Here is a 4,121-nt window from a genome sequence, read left to right as displayed (position 1 = left end):
ATGCAAACCCTTGCCGGCATGGATACTGGTTTTGGCCGCACAAGAGGCACGGGCAAAGAAGGCGAATATTATGTATGCTTTAGTTATATGGAAGAAGATGCCGGTGTGTACGCCGCCAAGGCGGCGGTAAGGGTTTCGCAGGCTTTAATTGATGATGTTGTGTATGATTTAAGTGAGGATATTATGAACCTGAGAGAAATTAGGGAAGATACCAGACTTGGGCCCAGCACCGGTTGTATTGTAGATGAAGCGGCAAAAAGAGGCATCCCTTTTATACGATTGAACAAACATAGTTTGGTACAATTGGGTTATGGTGTGCATCAAAAAAGAATACGTGCAACCATTGCAAGTACCACCGGAAATATTGCGGTGGATATTGCCTGCGATAAAGAAGAAACAAAAAATTTATTAGGTGCTGCCGAAATTCCTGTTCCAAAAGGTGATGTAGTAAGAACTGAATTGGGATTGCAGGATGCGATTGACAGAATTGGTTATCCCTGTGTAATAAAACCTATTGATGGTAACCATGGTAAAGGTAATACCACCAACATTACTGATTGGGAAATGGCACTCAGGGCTTTTGAAGCGGCGAAAGTTTATGGCCGCAGTGTGATCGTTGAAAAATATATTACAGGTTTTGATTTCAGGATTTTAGTGATCAACTATAAATTTATTTGTGCAGCATTGCGAACACCAGCTTCGGTTGTGGGTGATGGAAAAAATACTATTCAATATTTAATTGACGAAACTAATAAGGACCCACGCCGTGGATACGGGCACGAAAAAGTTTTAACGCAAATTACCATTGATCAGTTTACGCAAAAAATGCTGGACGAAAAAAATTATACTTTAGAAACTGTTCCTGCAAAAGATGAACTGGTATTATTAAAGCCTACCGCTAATTTAAGTACCGGCGGCACCAGTACCGATGTTACTGACGAAGTACATCCGGCAAATGTTTTTATGTGCGAACGCATTGCAAAAATAATTGGCCTGGATATTTGCGGTATTGATATTATGGCAACTGATTTGCGTACACCCGTAACAGAAAATGGCGGTTGTATTTTAGAAGTAAATGCAGCGCCTGGCTTCCGTATGCATATTGAACCTTCTGTTGGTTTGGCCCGTAATGTGGCCGAGCCGGTGGTGGATATGCTTTTTCCGAGCGGTAGTGTTGGTAAAATTCCAATCATTGCCATAACAGGCACCAATGGAAAAACAACTACAACAAGATTAACCGCTCACATTGCAAAAACTGCTGGCTACAAAGTGGGCTACACCACCAGCGATGGTGTGTACATTCAAAACCAAATGATGATGAAGGGTGATTGCACCGGGCCGGTATCTTCTACTTTTGTTTTGAAAGATCCTACGGTTGATTTTGCAGTATTGGAATGTGCCAGAGGCGGTATTTTAAAAAGCGGATTGGCTTTTCAAAATTGCGATGTGGCGGTAGTTACCAACATCAGTGCCGATCATATTGGATTGGGTGGTATAGATTCGATGGAGCAAATGGCAAAGGTGAAAGCTGTTGTGCCCGAAACAGTTTTTAAACATGGCTATGCTATTTTAAATGCTGATGATGATTTGGTGTATGCGATGAAAAGCGGACTGGATTGTAACATTGCATTGTTCAGCATGGATGAAAATAATAAACGCATTATTGAGCATTGCAAAAAAGGCGGCTATGCGGCAGTGTACGAGAACGGATACATCACCGTAATGAAAGGCACCTGGAAAATTCGTGTGGTAAAAGTTGCCGAAGTGCCGGTGACTTATGGCGGCAAAGCCACCCATAATATTATGAACTGTTTGCCCGCTGTTTTATCTACTTATTTCTGGCGCAACATTTCTATTGATGATATTAAACTGGCCCTGCAAACCTTTGTGCCTTCGCCAACACAAACGCCGGGCAGGTTAAACATGTTCCATTTTAAACAATTTAAATTTTTAGTTGACTTTGCACATAACCCTGCCGGACTGGAATTGCTTTGCGATTTTATCAGTAAGATGGATGGTGAACCCAAAGTGGGCATTATCAGCGGCACCGGCGACAGAAGGGATGATGATATAAGAGAACTGGGAAGGATTTCGGGAAGAAATTTTGATGAAATAATTATACGCCAGGATAAACATTTACGTGGCCGCACGGCTGAAGAAATTGTAAATCTTTTAGTGGAAGGTATTAATGAAACCAAAACTAAAGATATTCCTGTAAATATTATTTACAATGAAAAAGAAGCTATCATGTTTGCGTATGATAATGCAAAGCCGGGCAGTTTAATTACTATTATGTGTGATGTGGTGGCGGAGGCTTTGGATTTGATAAAGGGGTTGAAGGAGAAGGAGGATGAGGGATGAGAGTATGAATTGTAACTTTAACTTTATAAAGCAATGGGGCTTGACATAATAATCTCTACAAACAATATAAACAAAATTTATTCTGGCAATTATTTTGATGAGAAAAATAATTACTTCAATCAACATAGTTTAAGCCGAACGTTTTGCAACTTTATGTCAAGACGACATATCGCAAACGGCAAGCCTGAACTTGATCAAATTGGTGAAATTACAGGAATTGATATCTCTCCAATTTATGATATGGAAAAATATTGGGATGATTTGAGTGCCGAACATCAACTTTCGTTTGCAGAGAATACCAAAGAGAAAGAAGAAATTAAAAATCGAATTGAAGCAGATAAGAATAGTTTGAAAGGAAATATTGATAATGTGGTTGTAACTATTTCACAATTAATACAAAAGCTTTCGCAAATTCAAAATCTTAACCAAATACTTAATGATTACGGCGAAAGTACCATAGATTATGATTTTTACTTCACAGATTTTAATATTGATAAAGGAGAAGGATATATCAGAAATAATTTTGGCCAAGACTTGAGAAATTTTAAAAGATTTTTAGACTATGCAAAAAGTACTGGTGCCACAACTGTTTTTTTTAACTATGGATGAAAAGTAAAAATAAAAAATTAAAAGAAATGCTTAAGGCTTTCACTCTCTCCTTATAACATCACCCATGCCGCAAACAAAATATACTCCGCAAAAAAACACCCAAAAACGCAGGTAAAATTTTTATTTAATCAAATAAATTTGTTTAACTTTATAAAGACTTAAATAAATTGCTATGGGTGATACTTATTTTATACGGATTAAAAAAGAATACGCTGCAGATGTGATTGAAGATTTGCAAAAAATGGATGCTGTTGAATTTATTAATGAAGAAAACATTAGCATCCCCCAATGGCAGATAGATAAAGTTTTAGAGGCGAAAAAGAAAGCAAAAGAAAATCCTTCTTTGCTTATAGATTGGGAAACCGTTAAGCAAAATATCCGTAACCGATAATTTGTAAAATGGTATTTCCCATTGTTTTCATGCCCGATGCTCAAAATGATTTGATGGAAATTTATGATTGGTATGCAAGTAAGTCGGAAGGGTTAGGTGAAAGATTCATTAAGTCATTTGATAAACGTATTAATTTGATTTCTGTAACACCAGAGATTTCCCCGATTAGATATGAAAACGTTCGATGTTCTTTAGTTCCCGATTTTCCTTACTTGATTCATTATGAGGCAGCCTTAGAAATTGAAAGAATAATTGTGTACAGGGTTTTCCATACCAGTCGGAGACCGTTATGGGAAGATTAATTTTTCCTTACAACATCACCCACACCGCAAACAAAATATATTCCGCAAAAAAGAACACCCAAAAACGCAGGTAAAATTTCTTCACCGAATTTTTATCCTCCAGTTTTACAGAAAAATAATTAATTAGAAAAAATATAAATAACAATCCGTGTGTAATAATTAAATACCAAACATTTTTTTCTGCATAAAAAAAACTCCATAGTAATACCAAAATATAAGCTGCGCCAACCATTAATGTTCCGCCGGTCAATGCATTTTTTTTAGAGTATAAAACGGCTAATGTTTTTACATGAAATTTTTCATCGCCTTCTGTATCGGGCAAATCTTTAAACCAGGCAATTGCAATACTGAATGCCATAATAAAAAATGCCAGGCACCAGATATATCCGGGCAAATTATAATTATCATTTATCGTTTTTTGAAAATGCAGAAAGATACCCACATTAACCAATAATCCT

General features: G+C 37.0%; 5 protein-coding genes. 4 read left to right on the top strand and 1 reads right to left on the bottom strand.

Annotated elements, in window-relative coordinates:
* The 4 genes from cphA to ACY65O_RS17640 form a co-directional block, all read left to right on the top strand.
* A partial coding sequence (gene cphA, locus ACY65O_RS17655; RefSeq protein WP_462222179.1) for a cyanophycin synthetase occupies positions 1–2,361 on the top strand: 2,361 nt, incomplete at its 5' end.
* Positions 2,362–2,394: 33 nt separating this feature from the next.
* The gene (locus ACY65O_RS17650; RefSeq protein ID WP_462222178.1) at positions 2,395–2,970 is read left to right on the top strand and encodes a hypothetical protein; all 576 of its coding nucleotides are present in this window, start codon (positions 2,395–2,397) and stop codon (positions 2,968–2,970) included.
* A 172-nt stretch (positions 2,971–3,142) separates the two neighbouring features.
* The gene (locus tag ACY65O_RS17645; protein WP_462222177.1) at positions 3,143–3,361 is read left to right on the top strand and encodes a hypothetical protein; all 219 of its coding nucleotides are present in this window, start codon (positions 3,143–3,145) and stop codon (positions 3,359–3,361) included.
* An 8-nt stretch (positions 3,362–3,369) separates the two neighbouring features.
* Complete coding sequence (locus ACY65O_RS17640; protein WP_462222176.1) at positions 3,370–3,663, top strand: type II toxin-antitoxin system RelE/ParE family toxin; 294 nt, start codon at positions 3,370–3,372, stop codon at positions 3,661–3,663.
* A 7-nt stretch (positions 3,664–3,670) separates the two neighbouring features.
* Here the strand turns inward: ACY65O_RS17640 and ACY65O_RS17635 are convergent.
* On the bottom strand, positions 3,671–4,121 hold a 451-nt coding region (locus tag ACY65O_RS17635; protein WP_462222175.1), incomplete at its 5' end, for a UbiA family prenyltransferase.

The sequence above is a fragment of the Ferruginibacter sp. genome, assembly GCF_031430955.1.
Lineage (GTDB): Bacteria > Bacteroidota > Bacteroidia > Chitinophagales > Chitinophagaceae > Ferruginibacter.
The sequence above is the reverse complement of the archived record's forward strand: the minus strand, read 5'-3'. Positions and strand labels throughout refer to the sequence as shown.